Annotated in this window: 24 protein-coding genes and 1 pseudogene; 15 read left to right on the forward strand and 10 right to left on the reverse strand. The window is 39.5% G+C overall.

The genetic code is table 11. The annotated features are described in order from the left end of the window. Positions 1-135: 135 nt before the first annotated feature. The gene (locus M0Q51_15040) at positions 136-510 is read right to left on the reverse strand and encodes a hypothetical protein (protein MCK9401292.1); all 375 of its coding nucleotides are present in this window, start codon (positions 508-510) and stop codon (positions 136-138) included. A gap of 492 nt (positions 511-1002) precedes the next feature. Between M0Q51_15040 and M0Q51_15045 the strand changes: the two genes are divergently transcribed. From M0Q51_15045 to M0Q51_15065, 5 genes are read left to right on the forward strand one after another with little or no spacing between them, the layout of a single operon-like run. Next, positions 1003-1950 (forward strand): polysaccharide deacetylase family protein, encoded by a 948-nt coding sequence (locus M0Q51_15045; protein ID MCK9401293.1) that lies wholly within the window; start codon positions 1003-1005, stop codon positions 1948-1950. A 5-nt stretch (positions 1951-1955) separates the two neighbouring features. Further along, on the forward strand, positions 1956-3413 hold the full coding sequence (locus M0Q51_15050; GenBank protein ID MCK9401294.1) for a glycosyltransferase: 1458 nt from the start codon (positions 1956-1958) through the stop codon (positions 3411-3413). Continuing rightward, entirely contained in the window at positions 3410-4951 is a 1542-nt protein-coding gene (locus M0Q51_15055; protein MCK9401295.1) for a tetratricopeptide repeat protein, read from the forward strand. Before M0Q51_15050 ends, M0Q51_15055 begins: the two co-directional genes overlap by 4 nt. Continuing rightward, the gene (locus M0Q51_15060) at positions 4951-8139 is read left to right on the forward strand and encodes a hypothetical protein (protein MCK9401296.1); all 3189 of its coding nucleotides are present in this window, start codon (positions 4951-4953) and stop codon (positions 8137-8139) included. The genes M0Q51_15055 and M0Q51_15060 overlap by 1 nt, the downstream gene beginning before the upstream one ends. Positions 8140-8155: 16 nt before the next feature. After that, a complete protein-coding gene (locus tag M0Q51_15065) occupies positions 8156-9985 on the forward strand; it encodes a hypothetical protein (GenBank protein ID MCK9401297.1) in 1830 nt (609 codons plus the stop codon). A gap of 23 nt (positions 9986-10008) precedes the next feature. Here the strand turns inward: M0Q51_15065 and M0Q51_15070 are convergent, their stop codons facing one another. Beyond that, on the reverse strand, positions 10009-10443 hold the full coding sequence (locus M0Q51_15070; GenBank protein ID MCK9401298.1) for a hypothetical protein: 435 nt from the start codon (positions 10441-10443) through the stop codon (positions 10009-10011). Positions 10444-10569: 126 nt separating this feature from the next. On the opposite strand from M0Q51_15070, the gene M0Q51_15075 reads away from it, so the two are divergent. From M0Q51_15075 to radA, 6 genes are read left to right on the forward strand one after another with little or no spacing between them, the layout of a single operon-like run. Next, positions 10570-11088 carry a thioredoxin family protein gene (locus M0Q51_15075; protein ID MCK9401299.1) on the forward strand — a complete coding sequence of 173 codons (519 nt, stop codon included), beginning with the start codon at positions 10570-10572 and terminating at the stop codon, positions 11086-11088. A gap of 18 nt (positions 11089-11106) precedes the next feature. Next, a complete protein-coding gene (gene panC, locus M0Q51_15080) occupies positions 11107-11961 on the forward strand; it encodes a pantoate--beta-alanine ligase (GenBank protein MCK9401300.1) in 855 nt (284 codons plus the stop codon). A gap of 35 nt (positions 11962-11996) precedes the next feature. Beyond that, the gene (locus M0Q51_15085; protein MCK9401301.1) at positions 11997-12344 is read left to right on the forward strand and encodes an aspartate 1-decarboxylase; all 348 of its coding nucleotides are present in this window, start codon (positions 11997-11999) and stop codon (positions 12342-12344) included. 6 nt (positions 12345-12350) lie between these two features. Beyond that, on the forward strand, positions 12351-13364 hold the full coding sequence (locus M0Q51_15090) for a flippase-like domain-containing protein (GenBank protein MCK9401302.1): 1014 nt from the start codon (positions 12351-12353) through the stop codon (positions 13362-13364). Next, positions 13351-13836 carry a D-glycero-beta-D-manno-heptose 1-phosphate adenylyltransferase gene (gene rfaE2, locus M0Q51_15095; protein MCK9401303.1) on the forward strand — a complete coding sequence of 162 codons (486 nt, stop codon included), beginning with the start codon at positions 13351-13353 and terminating at the stop codon, positions 13834-13836. The genes M0Q51_15090 and rfaE2 overlap by 14 nt, the downstream gene beginning before the upstream one ends. Positions 13837-13844: 8 nt before the next feature. Further along, positions 13845-15203, forward strand: a complete 1359-nt coding sequence (radA, locus tag M0Q51_15100) for a DNA repair protein RadA (protein ID MCK9401304.1) — start codon at positions 13845-13847, stop codon at positions 15201-15203. 297 nt (positions 15204-15500) lie between these two features. On the opposite strand, the gene M0Q51_15105 is transcribed toward radA, so the two are convergent. The 3 genes from M0Q51_15105 to M0Q51_15115 are packed head-to-tail and all read right to left on the reverse strand — an operon-like array spanning position 15501 to position 17207. Further along, on the reverse strand, positions 15501-16307 hold the full coding sequence (locus M0Q51_15105; GenBank protein MCK9401305.1) for an ImmA/IrrE family metallo-endopeptidase: 807 nt from the start codon (positions 16305-16307) through the stop codon (positions 15501-15503). Next, positions 16291-16686 carry a hypothetical protein gene (locus M0Q51_15110; protein ID MCK9401306.1) on the reverse strand — a complete coding sequence of 132 codons (396 nt, stop codon included), beginning with the start codon at positions 16684-16686 and terminating at the stop codon, positions 16291-16293. The genes M0Q51_15105 and M0Q51_15110 overlap by 17 nt, the downstream gene beginning before the upstream one ends. Continuing rightward, positions 16683-17207: a hypothetical protein gene (locus M0Q51_15115; protein ID MCK9401307.1), complete on the reverse strand. Its 525-nt coding sequence runs from the start codon at positions 17205-17207 to the stop codon at positions 16683-16685. Before M0Q51_15115 ends, M0Q51_15110 begins: the two co-directional genes overlap by 4 nt. A gap of 171 nt (positions 17208-17378) precedes the next feature. Here M0Q51_15115 and M0Q51_15120 point away from each other — a divergent pair, with 171 nt between their 5' ends. The 4 genes from M0Q51_15120 to M0Q51_15135 all read left to right on the forward strand — a co-directional run bounded on the left by M0Q51_15120 (position 17379) and on the right by M0Q51_15135 (position 21507). Next, positions 17379-18002, forward strand: coding sequence for a hypothetical protein (locus M0Q51_15120; protein ID MCK9401308.1), 624 nt, complete (start codon positions 17379-17381; stop codon positions 18000-18002). A 9-nt stretch (positions 18003-18011) separates the two neighbouring features. Next, positions 18012-19010, forward strand: coding sequence for a hypothetical protein (locus tag M0Q51_15125; protein ID MCK9401309.1), 999 nt, complete (start codon positions 18012-18014; stop codon positions 19008-19010). Further along, the gene (locus M0Q51_15130) at positions 19010-19678 is read left to right on the forward strand and encodes a hypothetical protein (protein MCK9401310.1); all 669 of its coding nucleotides are present in this window, start codon (positions 19010-19012) and stop codon (positions 19676-19678) included. The genes M0Q51_15125 and M0Q51_15130 overlap by 1 nt, the downstream gene beginning before the upstream one ends. A gap of 119 nt (positions 19679-19797) precedes the next feature. Further along, the gene (locus M0Q51_15135; protein MCK9401311.1) at positions 19798-21507 is read left to right on the forward strand and encodes an N-6 DNA methylase; all 1710 of its coding nucleotides are present in this window, start codon (positions 19798-19800) and stop codon (positions 21505-21507) included. On the opposite strand, the gene M0Q51_15140 is transcribed toward M0Q51_15135, so the two are convergent. The 5 genes and pseudogenes from M0Q51_15140 to M0Q51_15160 all read right to left on the reverse strand — a co-directional run. Then, on the reverse strand, positions 21494-22612 hold the full coding sequence (locus tag M0Q51_15140) for a hypothetical protein (GenBank protein ID MCK9401312.1): 1119 nt from the start codon (positions 22610-22612) through the stop codon (positions 21494-21496). The genes M0Q51_15135 and M0Q51_15140 overlap by 14 nt on opposite strands. Then, complete coding sequence (locus M0Q51_15145; GenBank protein ID MCK9401313.1) at positions 22609-22848, reverse strand: helix-turn-helix domain-containing protein; 240 nt, start codon at positions 22846-22848, stop codon at positions 22609-22611. The genes M0Q51_15140 and M0Q51_15145 overlap by 4 nt, the downstream gene beginning before the upstream one ends. 404 nt (positions 22849-23252) lie before the next feature. Further along, a complete protein-coding gene (locus M0Q51_15150; GenBank protein MCK9401314.1) occupies positions 23253-24062 on the reverse strand; it encodes a hypothetical protein in 810 nt (269 codons plus the stop codon). A 260-nt stretch (positions 24063-24322) separates the two neighbouring features. Beyond that, positions 24323-24421, reverse strand: a pseudogene (locus M0Q51_15155) (exodeoxyribonuclease III). A gap of 63 nt (positions 24422-24484) precedes the next feature. After that, a partial coding sequence (locus M0Q51_15160; GenBank protein MCK9401315.1) for a T9SS type A sorting domain-containing protein occupies positions 24485-25713 on the reverse strand: 1229 nt, incomplete at its 5' end.

Consider the following 25713-nt stretch of genomic DNA (forward strand, 5'->3'; position numbering starts at 1 on the left):
AAGAAGAAAAATCATACAAAATAAATTAAGATATTGACATTCAATTGTTTATAACTATGAAAACAAACATGTTTTAAAATATTGTAAATTCGTCTCCCCGACTTTTCGGAGGGGGCTCAACCTTAAACCTCAAAACTAATTATTTGGTGTTCCGGCGTCGATCCATTTTTTCACTTTTAGAATGTTGCAGTCAGAAAGTTGGGTTCCGTTTTTCGGCATGGCCGAATTACCGGGATTATGACTAATTGCGCCGTAAAGGCTGCCAAACTGCCCAACCGGGATATTAGCCGCAGCAGAAATAGTCGCGTAATCTGACAGAAACACATTCCCCTGCGGGGTTGAACCACCGTGACAGCCGATACAATTATTATTGATTAGCGGGAATATGGTTCCTGAAAAGGTGATGTTTGTCGTATCGCAATCATTTGGCTGATCGGGATAGAGTTCCTCCTCGTTGTCGTAATAGCAGCTACTTAGAATAACAAGAACGATGATAAGTAGTTTTTTCATTGATATATGGCTACATTGTTAAATTGTATCAGGGCCCGGGTCAGGATCAGGGATATAATCCTCCGGTTCATGTTTGCATCCGTTATAAATGAGAAGAAGGGCAGAAACAAGCCCCAAAAGAAAAATCAATTCCATCGCATTTCTTTAGATTGGTTTATAGCAAAAATAAATAATTACTTACATGGATTGTTCTTTTAACGGAAAAATCCTGCTTAAATAAACCAATGAATAATATCAGGAGAGATAAATGTTTCGCAACACAGATAGAAAATTATTTTTCAAATCCAGACAAGAACTTAGGCAATAGTTAATATATTACATTTGCTGTTGATTTTTTTATCACCTTTAATTTGTCCGGCACTGTTTATGATTAAAGAAAATAAGGCTTTTTTATTAGCCATATTGATCAGCTGTACATTTGATACTTTTGGTCAAAATGCCAATAAGATAAAGGTACAAATTACTCCATGGTATCAAAACAAACCGGGTGCTGTGTCAATTTCATTTGATGATGCCAGCTATACTCAATATACATCAGCTTACCCGTTACTGGAAAAGTATAAAATAAAGGGCACATTTAGCGTCGTTGGTGAATGGGTCAATGAGCAGCCTGGTTACTCTGCTGAGCCTGGTTCTTTTGAAATAAAAAAAATGGGCTGGCAACAATTGTTAGAACTTTTTGATCATGGACATGAACTGGCTGCTCATGGCTACAATCATGAAAAATATGACAAACAACTACCTGTGCCTGATTTGGTTGTGGAAATGGAAAAAATTAAAAGCCTCATTGAATCCAGGATACATACAAAGGTCTTAACGCTTAATTATCCCTACTCCTTTGCATCTGGCAATATTCCGGAGGCAGCCAGAGAAGCTGGTTATCTGTTTGGAAGAACTGGGCTTGATACCATTAATCCATCCACACCACCCAGCATGTATTTACTTGCCACAGAAGCGATCTTAAGGATTGAAATGCCCGATTCAATAATGTTCAAAAAATGGATCGGTCAGGCAAAAGGAAACTGGCTTATCTTGATGTATCATCATCTGTTTCCTGAAGATTCAAAAGAGATGGAAATAATACGTTCACATGAAGTAACAAATTATTATTCACTGCCCCCTGAAGCATTTGAAAAGCAAATTGAAGCTGTAATGACCGCAGGATACTGGATAGCGCCTATAAGTGAAATCGGAGAATATATTACTGAAAGGGAAAATACGACAATTCGGACCATCGCATTTAAAAAGAAGATTTTCATCTATACGGTCACTATTCTGGATAGAAGCATTTATGACCGGCCACTGACTTTGGAAGTTGATATACCCTGGAAAAGGGTAAAAATTGAAGGCAGTCTAAATGACGGGATTTTCAAAACACTAAACAATAAACTGTTCATCAGCGTTGTGCTTGAGAATCAACTTATTCTTTCAAAAGAATAATATCGATGGAAATCTTAATCCTGCGAGTAATCGAGAAATTATTGATTATCTATTTCTTACTATATTTCATTATAGATATAGGCCTCTTTATCTATTCATTATTTGTTTTTATAAGAAGGAAAAAGCATGAACCTGACTTAAGAGATTATTCCGGTCACTTTGTTTCCATCATCGTACCTGCATATAACGAGGATATTTCTATTGTACACTGTACCAAAATGTTACTTGAATTAGATTATCCTTCTTTTGAAATCATAGTCGTAAATGATGGGTCACGTGATGATACATTTGAAGTTTTGAGGAATAATTTTGATTTTTTAGAGACTGAACAGGGTGTAAGTTATCAATTAAAAGCAAAGCCAATCAGGAATGTTTACCGGTCTTCTGATGGTTTACTGATATTGATTGATAAGGAAAATGGAGGGAAAGCGGATTCGATCAATGCCGGGATAAATATTGCCAGGGGTAATTACATATGCACCATTGATGCCGATTCAATTTTAGATTCCAGGGCATTAAAGGAAGTGGTCAGGCCATTTATCAACAATAAATACACAATAGTTTCAGGCGGCCAACTGGCAGCAGCAAATGATATGGTTATAGTTCACAACAAGGTAGTCAGCTCAAAAACGCCTTCCAATATCTGGGTACAATGGCAGATCATCGAATACATAAAATCCTTCATGATTTCGAGAGTCGGACTTAGCCGGATTAATGCCCTTCTGATCATGTCAGGGGCCTTCTCACTGTATAAAAAAAATGATTTGCTTGAAATCGGCGGTTTTTTGACGGTAAATAATACTCATCCTTATATCGGGCGCACGATTGGGTTTGGGAAACAAACCGTCTGCGAGGATATGGAAATTGTGGTCCGGTTGTGGCAGTATAAGCGGGATCAAAAATTAAAAGCCAAAGCCGTTTTCGTGCCTGAACCGGTTTGTTGGACCGAAGTGCCGGATAATGGAAAAAGTCTGTTCAAACAACGTTCCCGCTGGCATCAAGGACTGGCTGAAACACTGAAAATCCATCGCCGGATGATTTTTGAGCCTGCTTATGGTATCACAGGATTGATCGGTTTGCCTTACTATTTCATCTTTGAGTTACTTTCACCACTTATAAAAATATTCACTTTTATATTTATTATTTTCTCAGCTATTTATGGCCTCATCAATTATAAATGGGCAATTTTAATGATATTCAGTGTACTGATTGTAACAGCGGTCATCCTGAGTTCTATAACAGCAATTATTGAAAACTGGAGCCAGCATCAGCATGCCGTAAACCGTGATGCGTTAAGGTATAAGAGTTTTTCGGATTGGTTATGGCTTATGGTTGCCGGCATACTAGCCGAGTTCTCTTATTCGTTTTATAAAATTGCTGCCCAAACCAACGGGTTGATAAGTTTTATCAGGAAAAAGAACAATTGGAATAAGTTTGCAAGAAAGGGCGTAAAAAATTTATGAGGAGATTGGTCATACTGTTAGTGTTTTTCTTTTTGGTTGTCTCATCTTTTGGACAAACCAATGAGATTGTAAATTGGAGATACCTGGGCTACCTGGCGAAAACCGATAAGGATTTTGCGTCTGCAATAGAATATTATCAAAAAATTTTAGCTGCCGACTCAGCGGATTATGACGCAAAGCTTGCCCTTGCAAGGCTTTATATCATTACAAATGAATATCATACAGCTATTAACTTTTTCAATGAATTATACAAAAACGATTCGACCGACGTCGAAGCAATGAACGGGATGGGAGAATGTTATGGTTTGCTTGGGCAAGACAGGAAGTCCATTTATTATTTTGAACAGGCATTGTCTTTTCTGCCGGATGATATCCAGCAGCATTTTTATTTAGCTAAGGCTTACGGCAATGGAGGAAAAATGAATCAAGCCATTGAGGTCTACCGGCAGATCAATCAGATCGATGAAACTTACTCGGAAGCCTGGGCCGGAATTGGTAAGATGTATTTTTGGATGGGAAAACCAAAATCTGCAGTTGTTTTTTACAAAAGAGCGCTGGATCTGGACTCTGAAAATGAAGAAATTAAAAAAGAATACCTGGCAGTGCAAAGTGAATTGGATTATGCTTTATCAATTCATTTTGGACCGGTAATTGAAAAAGAAGAAAATTATGAAATCAATGCGATGATCTCTAAAGTCGGATTTGAAAAAAGAATAGATGATAATTTTCATATTCAGACCAATTTTCTGCTGGATTACTCAAATCGCGATTATAAGGATAATACCGGTGATACTGCGCGGTGGTATAATAATTCATGGGTCATAGTGAGCTGGATTGCTGAGCATCATAAGATAAGTGTGTTTGGTGGCTACAGCAATACTGACAATAAGGTTTCAATTTACGGACTGAATTGGAAATTAAATTATAATGCAGGCAGGATCTCAATTAAAAATTCAGTCAATGCCGGCTATGATTACTTTTATTACTGGAATAAGGTTGGCGGAAAATCAGTCACTGATGAGGTTCAGTTATCCTATGGGATTTTAGGGCTTAATGCAAGATATACTTTCGGAATGATAGACGCTGTATTTGTCAACGATTACATTTCCAACGATACTTCCGGTATTCGCCAAAACCCTTATCAGGCTTATGGCTTATCCCTGACCTGCAAAATATTGAAAAAGCCTGCAATCAAAGTCGGTATAAATCACTCATTCCTGGACTATAAATACAAGTCACCGCTTTATTATTCACCTTATGGCAGAAAACTGACAGGCGGTTCAGTTTCAATATACTATGATTTCCTTAAATTTTACATATATGGTAGTTTTTCTTATAATATTGGTACAGAATATAATTATGAGGAAGTCAATCGCGATGAACTTCAAAAAGTTAAGATGAATGTCGATAACTGGTCTTCAAATATTGAATTAGGATATAACCATTACCCGTTTTCTGTTTCCATTGGAGGAAGTAATTTTTACAATCCATATTATCAGAATATAACCGGATTTATCGCTGTTAAGATGCTTTTTTAATGAGGAGTAAATTCATTTTTATAATACTGCTGCTTGCTTTGCTGGTTTTTACCGTGTATAAAATGATGCAATTCGAATCGTTTATCCGGGAAGAACGAAAAGTCAAACTTTATGTTGAAGATGAATCAAAACCACTGTTATCGAAATTTTCAGATGAAGACCTGAAAAACATTGCAATGAAATCTGATTACTATTTTATTGCAACCGGAAATTATTTCAAGGGATTAAATATACGCTACCTGGAAGATGACAAACAGTTGATATGGGAAGATCTGTTTTTAAAAGGGGTAAATCTGGGTGTTGCGGTTCCGGGGAAATTCCCGGCTGAATTTTCCCTGACATTTAAAGAATACCTTGAATGGATGAGGCTTATCGGAGAGATGAATGCCAATATTATCCGGATTTACACCATATTGCCGCCGGAATTTTATGAAGCATTTGCTTACTATAACCTTCATTATTTTGATAAACCTGTGTATTTAATGCAGGGTGTCTGGGCAGAAGTCCCGGCAAGTGAAAATTATTACGATCCGGATTTTGTCCGGGATTTTGAAAATGAGATTATCGATGTTCTTGATGTTATTCATGGGAATGCTGTATTGAAAGAACGTGCCGGGAAGGCTTCGGGCGTTTATTCTTCAGATGTTTCCAGATATGTGGTTTCCCTTTTACTTGGCAGGGAGTGGGAACCCGGCTCTGTATTTAAAACCAATCAAATCAATGCGGTAAAACAATATAACGGTGATTTTGTGAGCATGAATGATGGTAATGCGATGGAAGCCTGGTTGGCTGAAATGATGGATTTCGCCGTATTATATGAAACGCAGCAATACTGGTTTCAGCATCCTGTTTCTTTTGTAAACTGGCTTCCTCTTGACCCAATGTATCACAACACGGAGATCATCGAAAACAATAAAGTCAGGGAATATGATAATGATCTGGAAAGTATTGATTTCATGAAGTTTCATGCGACGGAACTGTTCTTTCCCGGCATTTATGCAGCCTATCATGTGTATCCTTATTATCCGGATTTCATATATCTGCAGGATTCATACATTGATTCACCAGGCCAGGATAGTGCAAAAGATTCCTATTTCCAATATCTGAAAGATATAAAGCAACATACCCAGGGGATGCCATTGATTATTGCCGAATATGGCCTGCCTTCCAGTCGTGGCAACAGCCATTTTTCGCCTTTTGGTTTTCACCAGGGAGGGCATTCGGAGGCCGATCAGGCAAGATTGTCGCTTATCTTGACTCAGGATATTGTAAACACTTCATGCGCGGGCGCTATTTATTTCGAATGGATTGATGAATGGTTCAAACACAATTGGCTGGTCATGGATTTTGAGCAACCGGCGGATGATAGAAAATTATGGCACAACATGGAAAATCCGGAGCAGAACTTTGGTATTCTTGCTTTGGAAAACAAAATCAAAACCATTGATGGTGATTTGAAGGAATGGAACACTGGAATGTTGAAGAAGGAACAGATCAATCTTTTATGTGATGCCGATGCCACTTATTTTTATATCGCTTCGGTTATCCCCGGATTTGACTTTAACCGTTTTAACTTTTACCTGGCAATCGATACTTATGATGAAGAAAAAGGAGATCACAGGTTGCCTTTTTCGCCTAAAGTTTTCGACAACGGATTTGAATTTCTTCTTGAGTTAAAATCGACAGACAGCGCTTTCATCCTGGTCGATGGGCCCTATTCCGTATTTACTGATATATATAACGGCCATATCCCCGTTTATGCCTCTGAAATGAACGATGATGGAAAATTTATCCATCAGTTTTCGTTAACGAATAGAAACCGGGTATCATTAACAGGTCAAAGAACGGATTCAGTAGTCGTCGACCGGAGCCCTCTAATTCATGGGAATTCTTCATATCCCGAATATTCAAATGCAGATTGGTATTTTAATGATGTTAATAAATCGCTGGAGATCAGGCTTGATTGGCATTTGCTAAATATAAGCGACCCGGCAAAAAGATTCGCGCTTGACGATATTGCGGGAACGAGTGACATTGAATATGTTGAAACCGATGCTTTTAAAATGTTTGTTTTTGTTACCGACAAAAACAATGCTCTTGTCAAACAATATCCTGAAGATGACCCTTATTCATTTATCTGGGACAAATGGCAAACGCCTGAATATACCAAACGCCTTAAACCTATTTATTTTACTTTACAGGATTATTTTAAGAATTTATCGGTTCAAAATACGGATGCAGCTATTGAGGATCAGCAAAATGAATCATTCAGGATTACAGATTATTTCAATAACAAAGACGGGGCTGTCAGCATTAGCTTTGATAATGCTTCGTTTTCGCAATACCTGTATGGATTGCCTGTTTTGAAAAAGTATGGGTTAAGCGCCAGTTTTGGCGTCATTCCTGAATTGCTGGTTGATGCACCCAGGCTTTATGAACTTGAAGAGGATGCCCTTTTAAAAAGATTAAGCACCAAAGAGGTGAAAGAGATAGCCATTGACCATGATATTGCATTCCAACCACTTCCAAATGTAAAAATTGATGATAGTAAATTTTTCTCACTTGAAGAAAAGTCCGAGACTGTTGTGCGATCTTTGCATTGGAATAAGTCATCATTTGATATTCCCGCACCCCATTCCCTGATGTTCGTGAGGAAATCATCACAAGAAAGAATTTTACATACGAATTACGCTGGGATAAAATATTCAGTGGTTCATGCCGGCTTTTCACAATCCGGTCTGGACAGTATTTTAAGGTCCCATAAACAGCAATGGACAATTATGGTATATCACCATTTATATGAAAGTCAAACGGAGATCCCACGCCAGATCAGCAAAGATAAAGCAGATAAATTGTTTATCCAAAAGTCTGATTTTGACCAACAAGTGAGGCTTTTACGTAACAGTAATTACTGGATATCCTCTGAAACAAGCGTGTTTAAATACAGAAAGGAGAGAATTGAATCTTCAATTCAGACCGAACAATTTAAAAATATGATCTTTTTGAAGGTAATTAACCGGCTAGATGCAGATGTATATGATCATCCTCTGACACTGGAATTTAAATCCAATGCACGGATCATCAAACTGGAAGGTTCTGAATCGGATGGAACCTATTCGAACAAGAAAGGGTTTTTCATATTCAATGCATTGCCAAATAAAGAAGTTACAATTGAAATTGTAGAATAAGAAAGAAGGTGGAATAATGAAACAACAAGTATTGATCATTTGCAGTTTGATTTTTTTTACCATTCAATGTTCTTCCCCGTCAGGTAATGAAACGGCAACCGGTACACAAAAAGTACAACTGCCCCGTGTACTCTTCATTACAACAGGAATAAGTAATGAAAATTCACAGCTTGCCCAGGGAGTGGTAGTCGCTATTCAATCATTTAACAAAATGGGAGCAACTGTCAGGCTGGAACCGCGTGACATTTTATATGATTACCTGGAATTGACAAGATATAATATTATTATCCTGTCGACTTTCCCAGGTTATCATGATGCCGATAGGCAATACTCGCTCAGTTATATGTCGGACGAAGAATTGCACAACCTGACAAAGTTTGTGCAAAATGGCGGGGTATTAATATCCGGTGATAATGTCGGGAGAAATTACATTGACGGAACTGACCGTATCATTATATTCCAGCAGCTAAACCCTAAAAACTGGGAGTTATCGAAATGTTACGGTGTGACCCTTTCAGAGAAAAATATGACCGGCTTTGGTCTGGAGGGGAATATTCCGGGTTATTTCCAGTGGGACATTTCACGTGGTTTATTATCAGGTGATGAGCGCGAACTATGGACACTAACCCCTGTTTCATTTATTTCTGACAATTATAAAATATTAGGATTCTGGAAAAAAGGACAGGACTCTTCTTGGGCAGTCATAGAAAATAAATTTGGAAATGGAAAAGCCTTCTTACTGGCATCTTCTGGTTTTCTGCATCCCCGGAACGATGGGGGGTTATGGAGTGAAGGCCAGATTGATAAATTTTATAAGTATGTGATTGACAGGTATAATGAAGAAAACGGTATTCATGTCAGTTTAAACCCCTGGCCGCTTGCACACGATTACGCTTTTTGTGTTAGCCTGAATGCTGAAGGCGTGATTGATCAATATAACCGTGTTTTTCAGATGCTCGAAGTAGAAAAAATCAAACCCACTATATTTGTGAATGGATTGGTCAGTGAGGATATCAAATCCTTACTGATAAAAGGGGAATATCCTCTGGCCTCGAGCGGTTACGGTTATATCAATCACACAGACCTGAAATATCCCCGGGCGGTGGAGGATATTCTTCTTAATGAAAACTTCTGGGATATGGATTTCAGGGGATTCCGTTTTCCTTTTACTAATCCGGGGTATTGGAGCCTTCTTGCCCTTGACGAACACGATTATAATTTCGAATCGAGCATTGGAGCGGATAACCTGGATTTTTTCCACGGTAGCATCATCCCTTATAATTTGGTTATTACAGATGAGGGATTCTACAGAAGCACGGATATTTTAGAAATAGCGCCAACGTATCACGATGATTACTATTTTTTAGATGCGATAAAGGAAGGTCAAAAACCTGATTCTAATCAACTGGAAAAGAGCATTATGGTTTATAGCAAATACCTTGAAAACTTTTGGAGTCATGCTGTAAAACCTTACAAGGGGTTAATGGTTTACCTTGGACATCCTAAATTTGTTGGATATAACGATTCAACGCTGACATCATTAATAAATCTGATAAAATATGTCAAAAAAGATAACACCTGGCTCACTACTTTATTGGAAGTGGCAGATTTCAGGAAGAGCCTGAATTTGCTTCAGTTTTATGTTGACATTGAGAAAATGGAACAGCATATTGACATAATTGCACCTGGTGATATTACTGTTAACGACGTGTGCTTGAATTTTACCGGTAATATTAAAGATGCTTCTGCTAAAAAGGGAAAAGTCAGGATAATAAAGAATTCACAGGGTTCTCAACTGATATTCGATGCGTTTAACGGGCAATCATTAACGGTACGGTTTGAATAATCCAATAAATATAAAATTATTCTTTAGATAGTATCGGTGATCTCAGTTTTTGACCTTATCTGGTGCCTTTCATCCAGGAGCTTATCGATCTCTTCCTGCGATAAAGAAGGATTTTTCAACAAATTATCGATTTCAGAGAGTGTCCTTTTATGGCCTGTGATTACTGGAGTTTCAGAAGGAATTTCCATATCGGGTATCAAATTATCTTCCAGCTCCCCTTTCAACTGTTCTACCATATCAGCAACCATTTGTTTGATCGGTTCACCGAATTGCTGAAGGAGTTGTTCTGAGATCTGGTCTTTCATCTTATCATAATTCTGTAAGAAAAAATCGAAATTCATGATAAACATCTTGGGAACCCCTGGTATGCCTTCAAATTGTGACTTATCCTTGAGTTTCCTGAGCAATTTGATCAGCAGGTCAAGATTCTCACTGAAGGAGCGGTCGTTGGTGGCCATGATGGAAAATTTCAGGCAAAGTTAGTGGTTTTTTACAATTCTTGCGCTGTGCGGTTTAATGAACTTTGTTTATTCAGGCAAACTAAACCTTCTTTGACTTATATTTGTTTAAAAATCAAAACAGATATGTCAAATAACGTCAGAGCTGCCATATTATTGGCTTGGGCCATTCTACCGGTGATGGTTTTTTCGCAGGAACTTAACCGTAAGATCATCGATCCCAGGCTGGATAAAGAAATTCTGTACGGTTACTGTGACCGTTACGGGCTTGAAAAGGGCGAATTCGGTAAATTGTTTGACGAGTATTACAAGATCTATGAGCCTGATCAAGCCGTTTTAAATCAATTAAAATTAAAGCAGGAAGGGATTGAGATCCTTATTATACTGGGAACATGGTGCAGCGACAGCCAGGAACAGGTTCCCAAGTTCTTCAAAATTCTTGACAAAATCAGGTTTAATAAGAAAAGCGTCCAATTGATCTGTGTCAGCCGCGATAAAGAGGCAGGAGATGTTGAAACGGTGAACTATAATATCCAGCGGGTCCCCACTTTTATTGTTTACCGGAAAGGAAGGGAAATCGGACGAATAATAGAAACCCCGTATTCTACGCTGGAAAAGGACCTCCTGATGTTCTTCAGTGATTAATGATTTTAGCAGGAAGAGATGGAAGTTTATCATTCTATTGCAGATACCCGGCAATGGCTGTCCGGTGAGAGATCCATGGGTAAATCCATCGGTTTTGTACCCACCATGGGGGCATTGCACCAGGGGCACCTTGAATTGGTAAAAAGGGCCTGCCGTGAAAATGACCTGGCGGGATGCAGTATTTTCGTGAACCCGATCCAGTTCAATAACCCTGAAGACCTGACAAAATATCCCCGTACCCTTGAGCATGATCTGCAATTGCTGGAGAAAACCGGATGCCACCTTGTTTTTGCCCCTTCAGTTGAGGAGATGTATCCGGAGCCTGTTACAAAAAAATATGATTTTGGCGCATTGGAAAGGGTGATGGAAGGGAAGCACCGGCCCGGCCATTTCAGTGGGGTAGCCGTGGTTGTAAATAAGCTTTTCGATATTTTCCAGCCTGACAGAGCTTATTTCGGGGAAAAAGATTTTCAGCAGCTCAGGATTATCCAATCGTTGGTGAGGATGGAGAATATACCTGTTGAAATAGTTCCCTGCCCGACTGTCCGCGAAACCGACGGCCTGGCCATGAGTTCGCGTAACCGGAGGCTAAGCGCAAATGAGAGGGCTATCGCTCCGGAAATATACCAGACTTTGCTCCATGCCAGGGATCTTGCAAAAAATATCCCTGTTTCTGAACTTAAGAGAATTTCCACCGTCAGGTTAGAAAGTAAAGGTTTCCGGGTGGATTATTTTGAACTGGCAGATCTCGAATCACTGCAGCCTTTAGCAGACTGGGAAGAAACACCGGGAGCAATAGCCTGTATTGCTGCATTATTAGGAAGTGTCCGTTTGATTGACAATATGATTTTATTTCCTAACTTTGCCCGCTGAAATTTTACCGGGACTATCCGGTTAACGACTTGGAGATGAACGTTAAATTACTTAAATCAAAGATACACAGGGCGACAGTTACGCTTTCCAGCCTGAATTATGTCGGCAGCATCGGTATTGATGAAGATCTTATGGACGCTGCAAAATTGTTCAATTATGAAAAAGTCCATGTTTTCAACATAAATAACGGAGAGCGTTTTGAAACCTATGTAATAAAGGAAGATCGGGGTTCAGGCATTATCGGAGTATACGGAGCCGCTGCAAGAAAAGTGGCAGTCGGCGACCTGGTGATCGTTGCAGCCTATGCATCCATGAGTCCTGAAGAAGCTCAGAATTTTCAACCCGCCATTGCCATTCCGGATGCCAACAACCATCTAAAGTAAAAGTCCTTGAAGAAGCGCATTCTTACCGTTATCCAGTATCTTTTCTTTCTGTTGATAGGGTTGGTATTACTCTGGCTGGTCTTCAGAGAGATCGATGTAAAGGAGGTGGCGGCTGAGATCCGGGCTGCGAGGTATGAATGGCTCCTGCTTTCCATTATTCTCGGTGTATTCAGTCATATTGCAAGGGCCATGCGCTGGAATATCCTGATCCGTTCGATGGGTTATAAAACTGACACCCAGACGACTTTTTACGCCGTGATGGTCGGATATATGGCAAACACGGCCTTTCCGAGGCTTGGCGAAGTAACCCGCTGCGGAGTCCTGGCAAAAAAGAAAGGCATCCCTTTCAATTCCCTTTTTGGTACCGTCATCTCTGAAAGGGTTTTCGATATGATCATCCTCCTGCTGATCATCATCGCTGTAATTTTATTTCAGCTAAGTATGCTCAGCGCATTCGTAAACAAATACATCATTTCGTATTTAACCGGAATGGCCAACCGGGATAACCTGTTTTTGGCCATTATCCTGTTAGTCGTGGTCATAGTTTTACCGCTGGTACTGTTCAGGATATTCTTCAGCAGGATCAGAAAACTGCATATTTACAACAAAGTCATTGATTTCCTGAAAGGCCTGCTCGATGGGGCGAAAACCATTATGAAGATTAAACACAAATGGTCGTTTCTTGGATTGACCCTCGTGATATGGACGCTTTACACCCTGATGACCTACACGGCATTCTTTGCCCTGGAGGCGACATCAGGTCTGAATTTTTTTGATGCCATAACCGTGATGGCTTTGGGCAGCCTGGGAATGGTCGCCCCGGTTCCCGGCGGGATTGGCGCATACCAGTTCATCGTCAAAGCCATACTCACCGAGATTTTCCTGATCCAATCCGAACCTGCGGTTTCCTATTCTATCATCCTGTGGGCGGCCCAGTCAGTTATGATCCTTGTTTTGGGGACATTATCCTATTATATCCTGGTATTTAAAAAAACGAAGAAAAGTTATGACTACGCTTGAAGTAACCAACAATAAAATATTAGACCATAAAGTTCTTGAAAACCGCTTAGCCATGTGGCGGTTTTTAAATAATAAGATCGTCTTTACCAATGGTTGTTTTGATATACTTCACCGGGGGCATATCGAATATCTGTCACAGGCCCGGGACAGGGGCGCAGTGCTTATAATAGGATTGAACAGCGATGCTTCCGTAAAGAGGATAAAAGGAGTTGGACGGCCACTACAGGACGAGATGTCGCGTGCCCTGGTGCTGGCTTCGCTTCGTATCGTGGATGCCGTTGTACTCTTTGATGAAGATACACCTTACGAACTGATAAAGCTCGTCAAACCCGATGTGCTCGTCAAAGGAGCCGATTATACCAAAGAAATCATCGTTGGCGCAGATATTGTAAAAGCCAATGGCGGGGAAGTAGTTACTATTCCGATTGTAGAAGGGTATTCGACATCAAAAATTTTAAATTTTAAATTTTAAATTATTTCATGTCCTCTAAATCTAAATCCGTTTTCTTTTGCCAGAGCTGCGGATCTCAGTCGCCTAAGTGGATCGGGAAATGCCCGGCCTGCGGGGAGTGGAACACGTATGTGGAAGAGGTGGTGAAAATTGAGGGTAAGACGGTAAGGCGGGAAGACGGTAAGAGTGCAAGACCTGTAAGGATTTTGGAGATAAAGGGAGAAGATGGGAAGAGGCGATCGACGATGAACGGGGAGCTGGACCGGGTACTTGGAGGTGGATTGGTGCCGGGATCGCTGATCCTGGTCGGCGGGGAGCCGGGTATCGGTAAATCAACCTTATTGCTGCAGATAGCCTTGCAGATGAAAGATCAGAAAATCCTTTACGTAACGGGTGAGGAGAGCGCCCAGCAGATCAAAATGCGGGCGGAAAGGGTAGGGGTGAAGAATGTGGATTGCTTCATCATGACCGAAACGAGCACCGGCCAGATCTTACATCAGCTTGATGAGATCCGGCCAACATTGGTTATTATCGATTCCATACAGACTTTACAGACAGATATTCTCGATTCGCCGGCAGGCAGCATCTCACAGATACGGGAATGTGCCGCGGAAATGCAGCGTTATGCCAAAACGACTGCGACACCGGTTATTCTCATCGGCCATATCATCAAGGACGGCTCACTGGCCGGTCCAAAGATACTTGAACACATGGTTGACACCGTGCTGAGTTTCGAAGGAGAAAGAAATTACGGTTACCGTATCCTCCGTTCTGTAAAAAACCGTTTTGGCCCGACTTCGGAACTGGGTATCTACGAGATGCATGACAACGGCCTCCGGGAGGTGACGAACCCCTCGGAGATCCTTATTTCCCAGCGGGAAGAAGACGTCAGCGGGGTGGCAATTGCAGCCTCAATCGAAGGGTTGCGCCCCATGCTGATCGAGATCCAGGCGCTGGTCAGTTCGGCCGCTTATGGCACCCCGCAGCGCTCGACCACCGGCTTTGATGTCCGCCGCCTGAACATGCTGCTGGCCGTGCTCGAAAAAAGGAGCGGTTTCCGTCTAGGGATGAAAGATGTTTTCCTCAATATTGCCGGTGGCCTGCGGGTGGATGATCCTGCCATTGACCTGGCCGTCGTGGCGGCTATACTGTCATCCAATGCCGACGTATCCATCGACAGCAAGACCTGTTTTGCCGCAGAAGTCGGCCTCTCCGGCGAGATCCGGGCCGTGAACCGCGTCGAACAGCGCGTGGCCGAAGCGGAAAAGCTGGGATTCAAACGGATGTTTATCTCCAAATACAACCGGAAATCGCTCGATCAGAAAAAGTATAAGATCGAGCTGGTTTTTGCAGGGAGTGTCTCAGATGTGGTGAAGGGGCTCTTTTAAGTTGACAGTTGACAGAAAGTGAATATGTAACAGATTTTAGCCCATGTTACCAGCTGGCGTTCTTGTCGTCCGTGTCGCGAGAGTCAGGTATGTTAAGGGTTTGGCTGTTATTGTCGGCTTGAGTTTTGGTCTGTTTGTGTCGGCAGTGCGGTAGCAGATTTAAAATTTTTTAGAAGGGAAGGAGATTTTAAAAAATAATTTTTCTTGGGTAGGAAAGGTGTAAGCTCTTTTGCAAACTTTGGTCTGCGAGTTGGCTTATAGCGGTTTGCAAATGTGCTTACACCTGTGGGTTGGTTGTCAGTCCTCCCAAATAATACTCAAAATAGTTTTGTATCTCTTAGTTGGAATACAGTATTCATAAAAATCTGTATCCTCGTTATCATATTCGTTCAATGTGAACCAAGTTGATTTACTTATTGTCTGTACTTTTTCTTCCAACTTATAAAGAAACTCGTAATTCTTTTTTATGTATTCGGCTGCAACGGAATCAGCGGGTGGTGTTAATCGGGTGTAATCACCAAGCCAAACTTTTAAGTCGTCTGATTTTTTCCAATACTTTACTATTCCGTTATCAATGAACACAAGACAAATAGGGTGAAGGTCAAATTGTAGATAACGGAAAACTGTTGCGGTTAAACTTGCTTTGAATCTTTCTGCAAGTTGTTTGATAAGTAAGGGTGAAAACTTTTTCCCTTTTGCTTCTTTAAGAAATAATTTTTCGGGAATCAAAAGTTCACCGGCGAATTCATTTGCTTCCAACTCTTGCTTTCCAAACTTCAATGCTTTCTCCATTCCTGCAATGATATTGAAGTTTGAGAAAGTATCGTCTGGAAGCTGCATATTCCTGTGCATTATCAAATGTCCGATTTCATGTGCTGTCACAAAACGCTTTCTTTCGGGGAACTGGATTTTTGAATTTACTTTAATAACTGCTTTATTTTTTCCGAAAATTATTTTGCCATCACAGTTAGTTAATTCTTCTTCAATCAGTATGGCATCCAATCCAGCGACAAACAAATCCATTCCCAAATCGGTGATTTCATCTAACCCACAGTTTGAGAGTAATTGTTGTGCTTGAATATGTGCATTAGTGGCTCTTGTCATTTTCTTCTAATTGCTCTAGTAATTGAACAAGATTTTTATCCTTGATAATTTCAATAATATCTTCCTTAGAGAGTTTATCAAGATTTCGATATAAGGCTAGTGAAGCATTTCCTTGAATAAACTGTTTTAAAATAGCAACAGGCTTCTCGATATTCGATAAGATAGCTTCCTGAAATTTATTGGCTAATTCCAACAAATGTTCATTATGCTTTTTCTTTGCCGTTGCTTTCGCTAAAAAGATAATTTGCTTTTTCCTTTTATTGTAATCATCAAGATTCTGAATATCATCTTTCAGCAAATCATTGATAGTATCCTTGTCAGCCTCTAAGTAGAAGTTGAACAAAGCATCGATTATTTTATTTTTGATTTCGTTGCTCATATGATATTTATTGCTTGTATTTTAATTTTGGGCAGCCGTTTTTCAAGTCGTTTGGTAATATTATATATCTCTTTCACATCCACGCCTAAATCTTTTGCTATTTCGGCAGGTTTGAATACTCCATCCATCCAATATTCAAAAACAGTTAGCTCGTCATCGTCTGCACCTTCTTGTTTTAGTAACTCTGAAACCTGATTCCTTTTTTCTTCGATGTTGAAAGATGGGCCGTTTGAAGGAATGTCCGGTAACATATCTGTATAAATACTTTTGTTGGTATTAAAAAAATTTGTGATTTCACTTTTCAGGCATCCGAATAGAAACTCTTTGAAAGAACATTGGGCTTTACTCCAATCCCGCTTTTCTTCCATTACTTTCAAAATCAGGTCGCCAACAAAGTCAACGGGTTGCCTGCCATTGAAGTTCTTCACCCCAACGGATTTTAAACGACTTATGGCATAGGCATTCATGCTGTCTATGATTTCTTCCATGTCTACCAACTGTATCGCTTCAGCAAGATTCATTGGCTTTTCTATAATAGTATGCTAAGGTCTGAAAAAAAATTGCCATTCGTGGCGAAAAAGCCTGAATCTTTAGCATATTTATTTGAAAAGGGTAGATATTATGTCAAAATGTCTGCCCCAATCTAATGGTTTAGAATTTGGTAATTAAGTCTATAAAGAAAAAAATAAAGCATGGATAAATTCAATTTAAGATACCTAAAGCCAGGGGCTTTCATATTTATATGTACAGTATTGACTTTGGCTTTATTTGCTGCCAACAAATACATTCAGAACCATTGGGGTATTTCTGTTTCGGTGTTTGCCCTTATTGGTGGAATTTTTGGAATAGTTAATAGCTACCTATGGAATGTTAGACCTTTTAGTTGGATGTATTCCGTGCCGGATTTCTGCGGTCGTTATGAGGGCACATTGCTTTATGAGTTCAGAAATGAAAAGTGCGAAACCGTTTCGGATACTTTGGAACACATAAAAGTAATTGTTCAAAATGGTTCTGATATAGTGATAAACTCATGGACAAAAAAGAAAGATGGAAGCACGTCTTCAAAGTCAACAAGCATTGAAGCAAGTATTGTGAAAGAAAAGGACGGAACATTTTCCCTGCTTTATAATTACCTGAATGAGGGGAATTTTGAATTGGGTTTTTGTCCTCACTATGGAACAGAAGTATTGAAACTCGTTAAGAATGGAAGCGGAAAACATTTGGTTGGAAAATATTACACCGAGAGAATGCCCTTTCAAACGAAGGGAAAAATTGATTTGAAATTTTCAAGTAAAGAATTAAATCACGAAAAATAAATAATAATTATGGCAAATTGTAATACTCATTTTGGAACATACAATGGTGAAATCAGGCTGACCGATTTAAGGAGAAAAAAACTAAAGGGTTCAAGAAAAGAACTTCGCAATAAAATAAGGAAGTGGTTTAAGGAAAATAAACCTGATGAACCGAAGCCGAGATTTAGCGGTCAAGGGTCTATGTCAATGGATACTATTATAAATCCTCTTCCACGAAAAGTGAAGGAAGGTAATGAAGAAAAAACTGTTCTCTATTACGATGTTGATGACGGAATTTACTTTGAAGGAGATAAAGAACCGAAAGATAGACCTACTCCGACTACTTACCATAATTGGGTTTATGAAGCTGTAAAAGGTCATACGGATAAAGAAGCGATTGATAAAAACACTTGTATAAGAACCTTGTTTGCAGATGGCCATAATATTGACCAACCAATTTATTACAAGAAAGGCGATATACCTGAACTTGCTCATAAAAGAGATGGTTGGTTTGATAGCGACCCGAAAGCCTTCGCCGATTGGTTTAATGAAAAGGCAGAACAAGAACCACAATTGAGGAGATTAGCTCGTTATGGCAAAGGATGGATTGACAATAGAGAGTTTGCGAATGAAAGTAAACCGTTGCCAAGTGGAATGATAATGACAATTCTTATTGCTGAAAATGCTGTTTATCGAACAGACCGAGACGATATAGCGTTAAAGGAAACACTTATTAATATTCAAGCAACATTGAAAAGTAACTTCGCATGTTATCGTCCAACTATTCCGAAAGGGGAAAACTTGTTAGAGAATTATGCTCATAAAGATTATTTTATGGACTGTCTTTCAAAATTCATTGATGATGCAAAAAGAGCATTAGAAGATAAGAATTTAAAAAAAGCAACTGAATACTGGAGAAAACATTTAAGCGACCGATTTCCATTAGGAGAGGATAAAGACGAAACTTCTAATGCTTCAATTGGACTTGCTTCAATTATTCCGTCTTCTACAAAACCGTATTCTGAATAATGAAGAATGAGCAATTTGAGAATGATATTAAAGCAGTTCCCGATGTATTCCGTAAATTAAGTATTGTTGAAACTGATGGAGAGAAAATTCTTAAAGGGGAACTTGATATTATTGATACTACAGGCAAATTATGGGATACTTATCAAATAGAAATTAAGGGTAGCTACCACTACCCTTCTGGTTTTCCTAAACTATTTGAAACTGGCAATGCCTTTCCCAAAATTGCTGATTGGCATGTTTATGAGGACAATAAATCGTGTTGCGTTGATGTAACACCCAATGAGGTAATCATCTGCAAAGAGGGTTTGAATGTCGGGGATTACATTCATCGTTTTGCCATTCCATACTTCGCAAATCAAACATTCAGAAAAAGAGAGGGGTATTATCTGTATGGCGAATACTCTCACGGAATCTTGGGAAGGATTGAATTTTACCAAAGCAAACTGAAAGCGAAAAGCCCTGTGGAACTTATTGCAATGTTTGATTTAATCATAAAAGATTACAACCCTGCAAGAACTGCTTATTGCCCTTTTTGTCATAAGGTTAAATTCAGACATTGTCACCGTAATGCGTTTAGAGAACTGCAAAATGTAAAAGGATTTTTAGCTAATGATGGATTAGTCTTTCTGCCATTTTTCAAGGCCAATCCTGACTTCAAGTTGCCATAGATGAGTTTTTAGTAAATAGCCTTCAATACAGGTTTTTGGTGGATGTTAGTAAAAATATACACGATCACGCCTTGTATGATTGATGATTTTAAGTATCTTTGCCCTGATAAGGATTATTTATGGCAACAAAGGAACAAATAAAAAATGCCGGGGCTACATTTACCCCAAAAGAGCTTTCCGTTTTTTTAGCGGAAAGGATTGCTTCTTATGTCAATCCAACCTATCAAAATGTTCTTGACCCTGCCTGTGGAGAAGGAGAATTGCTTGTTGCAATGGGCGATACGTTTTCTGATTCAGCTATTGATTTTTCACTTACAGGCTACGATGCCAATGCTCAATATTTGAGCTTTGCTAAAGAGAGGACGTTGCGGTTTGGTTCTGAAAAGACCGAGTTTGTTCACGGTGATTTTTTACAAGCTATTGATATTAATTCAAACCAAGGAAGTTTAGATTTTTTTCAGGAAACCGAAAAATCGGTAAACGGATGCTTCGACATAGTAATTGCAAATCCGCCTTATGTCCGAACACAAATACTTGGAACGGAACAGGCACAGGCACTTGCTCGAAAGTTTAATTTGAAGGGAAGGGTTGATTTATACTATCCCTTCCTGATTGCAATGACCGAAAGCCTGAAAGATGGCGGAATACTTGGAGTGATTACTTCTAACAGATACTTATCAACCAAAAGTGGGGAAAGTATCCGTAAATTCCTGTCTGAAAATTATGAGATTTTGGAATTGATTGATTTAGGAGATACAAAGCTGTTTGATGCGGCAGTATTGCCTGCAATATTCATCGGACGGAAACACAAGCAAAAAAGTCCTTCTTCTGCAAAGTTCATTAAAGTATATGAGGACCTAAACGGTTATAAAGGCGACTTGATTCTGGCAGAATCCATATATGATGTACTTTCTGCCAATCTATCGGGCTACTTTACTACAGGAAGTAAACGTTATAAAAAATCTTCGGGTGCATTAAAATACAAAATTGCTTCCGGTGCTTGTTGGGAAATGTTATCAATTAATGAATCGGATTGGGTTTCAAAAATTGATAACGCTGCGAAAAATCGTGTAGAGGATTTTTTTAAGGTAAAAGTAGGTATCAAATCAACTGCCGATAAAGTATTCATCAGTGATAAATGGGAAGAACTCAAAGCTGATAAGCCTGAAGATGAACTACTGAAAGATTTAATCTCACAAGAAAATGTAGAACCGTGGAATGCTACGGATAATTTTAAATTGAAAGTGCTTTATCCGCACGTTTCTGTTAATGGAGAAAAGCAAACCGTTGATATTGAAAAATACCCTAAGGCGAAAAATTATTTCTTGCAACACGAAGAAAAATTAAAGGCAAGAAAATATCTTATTGAAGCGGGGAGACAATGGTTTGAATTGTGGGTTCCTCACCGTCCTGACCAATGGAAATATCCAAAGCTTGTTTTCCCTGATATAAGTTTAAAACCCCGATTTTATTTTGATAAAGGTGGAAAAATAGTAAATGGTAATTGTTATTGGATTGTAGCAACAAAAGAAGAAGATGTTGAAAAATTACTCTTGATTCAGGGAATTTCCAACTCAAAATTAATGACCAAATATCACGATTTGGTGTTCAATAATAAATTGTATTCCGGTAGAAGAAGGTATTTTACTCAATATGTAGAAAGGTATCCATTACCCGATTTCAATTCGTACACAGCTAAAGAAATCATCTCAATTGTTGAAAAATTAAATCAATCGGACAACAAGAAGGAAATTTCAGAATTGGAAAATCTGCTGGAAATTAAAGTTGCCGAATCCTTTGGTGTTGCACCTGTTTTTAATCTGGATTGAAAACGGCTTTTCCATAATACTTCTCAAAGAAAATCATTGGAATAGCTCTCTGACACTTGTAGCTTTCGGCACTAACGTAAGAAAATAATTCTCCCAACGTTTCACCAGGAGAAAGTATAATGCCTTCTATTATTTCTGTCAGGGGATTGGTTAATGCTATCAAATACCTTACGTCAAAGGTTGTCAAGCCTGAATCTTCGATAACAATTTCTTCTTTTTCGGGTGAAAACTTTCCTAAATCTACTGTCGGGCTGTCTTGTACCTTTACTTCTAACAATTGGTTTCTTATGTCAGGAAACGCACCATATAACAAATCAAATTCCTTTATCTTATAGCCCAGCAGTTCAAGGACTTTCTTTTCCAAAGCTTGCCCTCTGTTTTTAGTTGATGCCGCATCCAGCTTAAAGCCAATTAGTTTTTCAGCGACCATCTTTTTCAATAATGCAATGGAAAATAAATGCTTAATATCCGGTTCTTCGACCATACCTGATTTTGGCGGAAGGTAATCATGTTGAATGTAATAGGAAAGCTTTTTAGAATCGGGAAAGGAGAGGATTTTGTCTTCACTTTCATAAATATCCTTTCGAACCTTTCTGGAAATTAAGAGCTGATGTTTGATAGTTGGCTTTCCAAATTTTCCAAACTTTTGTTCAATGTAGTCCGGTGTAAGAATGATAACAGAAGCAATCGTATTTTTTGTAGTGTCAATTCTGACAAAAACAAATCTCACATCTGTACATTTAAGGCTTTCACCGGATTCGTATTTGATTAACAATGTTTCTGCTGCCGGAACTCTGTTCCAAACCTGTAAATTATATGATATGCCGCTGGTTACAATATACGTGTCAATAAACTCTCTTGCAATTTTAGGTACACCTTTTCCTTTTGGAGGAACAATTTCAAACTGTCCTGTTTCTGCTAATTCAGGTAAAGGGTGCTTTTCCAATACAGAAGCTATCAGTTTGCGTATATTTGAACCGTCTGTTCGTGTTTTTCCTATTAATATAAATGGTTTTCCAACTAATTCTGAAAAGTATTGCGATAATGTTTCGGAAGGAGTAAGTGTATTAACTAACTTAGGAGGAGTTTTGAAATCTTTATTCATTCTTCAATATTTAGTAAAACGGATACTTGGATTTTTAAGGCTTTTGCAATTTTTCTAAGGTTGATAACGGAGATGTTCCTTTCTCCCCTTTCGACAGAACCTATATAAGATCTGTCAAGGTCACAGGCAAAAGCCAACTTTTCCTGTGATAAATCTGCTTCTGTGCGGAGTTCCCTTATCCGGTTTCCTATTAGCTCTAAATAGACTTTTTCGTCTTTAGAATAAGTTGTACCCATTTTTATTATTTGGCTACAAAGGTCTTAAATAGATGCAAATAAGTCCACGGATTATAAGTATCAATATTAGCAGGGTTGGCAAAATTTGCTCTTTTGGTTTTGTGAAGGGTTGATTTTGTGTGTCGGACAAAACCAAATGTGCCAGTGTGGGTTGGCTAAAATTATTTTTTAAAAGGTGCGGTGGGAAAAATTTTTAAAACCATTTGTGTCGGCTTGTGTGTCGCAAAAGTCGGGTTGGTCTGTGTCGAGTTACAGCGGAATTGTCTGCCGTGTTAAAGTCGTCTGAAAGTTGGTTTAGAAGTTGTCAGTTCGGTTATTTTGATGTCAGCCCGATAGTTGAACAAATGTCTGTCTATGCTTGCTGGTAACTACTGCCTACTGTCAACTGTCAACTGCCGACTGTGCTACGGGCACACAACATCCATCAGATTCGTATCCCAGCAATGCCACAAATCATCCCCAAAATGATTCGGGTCTTTGACGTGGCCGTTCTTATTGATTGAACTCCATTCAATTTCGGTCAGGTTATCCTGTCCTTTGTTATAGAGATCATAAAACCGGTCGAAATCTGTTGTGGCGGTTCCATATAAGATATATCCCCCATTTTCAGGATCACCGGGCCTGATGTTCGTATAACTGATGTCAACTGTACCATCGGCATATTTGTGCCAGTCGATACGCAGGAGCTCATTTGCGCTTAATGGATTTTCCTGGAGGATCCAGTAACCGCCGCTTTCATTAAGCGCTGATTTGCCATAGTACCAGAGGAAATCAGCATACTCTGCGCTTTTGGTGATCCGCATCTCCCAGACGACGCTGTCGGCTTCAAGATATCCAGTGAGCTCCGCTTCGTATACAGCGAAATTCACAGTTACATTATACGACCAGGTCCAGTTGTTCTGGTCAGGGTGATATACCGCTTCATGGTTGAATGATTCTAAGAAGGAAGCTACCGGTACGGCAAGTCCGACGGTGAGGATGGTTTGCCATACGACCACGTTGGCATAAGAATAGCCCCAGTTTTGATAGGTGCTCAGGTCCCGTGCGCCAAGCGTGTCACCCGGGTTTGAAAAATCGCTGAAGTCCATCACAAAGCTTGATTGCGGGGGTAAACCCGGTGCCGGCTCATCTTCTTTCTTGCAACCGGTAGTTGCGAGTAAAAATGCAAGCGTGATAAACCCGGATTTCAGGAAAAGATTTCTGATTGTTTTCATACCTTTTAGTTTTTAATTGTTTGAGATTTAAGAACTTAAAAGTAGAGATAATTGGCCGATAAATTGAGGGTTAGTTGGGAGTGTTAGGGGTAAAACGCGTCTAATACAGGATTATTGTCTTTTTAAAATTGTTCCATTGTTCTATGACGGGGCTCTCCTGACGGAGCTACAGACGGGCCGCTCCTAATGGAGTTCCAGCAAAACCGGGCAGTGGTCGGAGTGCATGGCGTCGGGCATAATGGTGGCGCTTTGGTTTCCTACAGCAGTAAAATATCGGGATCTGTATCCTTCATCCAGGCGAACAGCCCTTTTTGAATGGCTGCACGGATACCATTGATGTTGTAAGTAATGATCTTCATTGCCAGGTTAGGTCGTTTCACGCAAAGGATGCTAAAATTTTGATAAGATCGCAAAATGTTGAATTACCTCGTTACAATAAACTTAGCGCTAACTTGCACCGTCCGCCCGTCTTTCAGCATCATCAAATAAATTCCCGGCGGATAATCCTCGACATTGAGCTGCAATTCATTTTGACCATCCGGTACATTGATCTCAATGGCTTTCCGCCCGAAAATATCATAAATCTCCAATCCCAAATCCTTGTAAAATCGTCCATCGTCCATGTAAAATCGTACATGAATTTGTTCGCGTGCCGGGTTCGGCCATATGATAAGCCCTCCATGCTCCCATGCCTCCATGCCTCCATGCTCCTCTTCCTCCTCCTCCTCAATCCCCACGATCAACCCGCAATCATCCTGAACAATGGTATCTGAAAGTATCTGGTAAGGGCAAAGGCTGTCGTAGGTGAAAGGCATGGTGTAAATGGTATCGTCTTCGAGGTTTTGGTTGAGTTTACGCAGGTAAACATCGGATTGATCGTTTTGAAGGATATAATAGAAAAATAGCAGTTTATTATTATATGTCACTTCTAAAACTTTTCCATGGGTGTTTGTTCCTAAGTCCAACGAATTGGTAATATTCCCAACGGTGTCAATTTGAACGGCAAGTGTAACCATGTCGTTTTGTTCATTGCCATACGCACAAATGGCTGCAAGAGTTGAATCATTAATAAATTGAGCATAAGTCAATCCGCCTTGAATATATCCGTCTACAATATTATAAATATTGATAACATTACCAGACAAACTCATTTTAATTAATGCAGGGGAGGAAAAATTAGTCTCAAAATAATAATGGCTTACAGACGAATAGTAATAATTAGAATCAGGATTTAGAAAAGTGGTCCAGGCATCGCCGCCGGTTGAGGGATCTTCTGGATTTATAACTGTTTCCCATTGAAAATTTCCAAGTGAATCAGTCTTGATATAATATTGTTTTGGGTGTAGATGATGTGAAACATCGTAATAGTCGCATACTCCGGTTATCAAGTAACCTTTATCTGGAGTTCTTAATAATGCTCTTGAATCTTCGCTGATTAAATTCGGATCTGTACTATTATAACATTTCTTCCATAATAAAATACCTTCCGCATCAATTTTAGCCAGGCAAATCCGGTCTGTCTGAGGAGGAGTAATGCCTGTATATCTGAGTATTACAGCACATCCCCCGTCATTTGTAGCAACGATCGAATGGGCATAATCGAAATGCCCGGGGGTGCTGAAGTCAAGGCACCATTCTTTTTCTCCGCAAG

This window comes from Bacteroidales bacterium, assembly GCA_023229505.1.
Taxonomy (GTDB): domain Bacteria; phylum Bacteroidota; class Bacteroidia; order Bacteroidales; family JAGOPY01; genus JAGOPY01.